This is a genomic window from Oleiphilus sp. HI0117, assembly GCF_001635235.1.
In genome coordinates, this window is record NZ_LWGA01000559.1 from 1 (window position 1) to 453 (window position 453).

1 protein-coding gene is annotated in these 453 nt (G+C 45.0%); it reads right to left on the reverse strand.

Translation table 11 applies throughout. The annotated features are described in order from the left end of the window. Positions 1 to 409, reverse strand: a 409-nt coding sequence (locus A3757_RS06190) for a radical SAM protein (protein WP_231878234.1), incomplete at its 3' end; no start/stop codon positions are given. Positions 410 to 453: the final 44 nt, after the last annotated feature.

Consider the following 453-nt stretch of genomic DNA (forward strand, 5'->3'; position numbering starts at 1 on the left):
CAACATCATTCCAGGCTCGGTCAAATAGCAGATCCATAGCTTCACGCGTTGTCTGAAAATAGGCATCACGCTTACTGTTGCGCTTACCACGGCCGGAATAGTTAAGGTGGGATAAGTAAAACTTCTCTACGCCATGCTCGTCCATTATATCGAGCAGCGCAGTTAAATCGTCACTGTTTTGTTCCGTCAGTGTAAAGCGCCAGCCAGCTTTAATACCGTTCTCTCGACAGAGTTTAATTCCGTTTAAGGCCGCATCAAAACCACCCTGCATCTGGCGAAATTCATCATTATTTTCACGCAAGCCGTCGATGCTGACACCGACATAATTAAAACCAACTTCAGCTATTTTCTTAATGTTGTCTTCGTCGATTAGGGTACCGTTGCTCGACAAGCCAACATAAAAGCCCATGCTTTTCGCTCTTTTTCCAATTTCAAAGATGTCGTCCCGAAGCA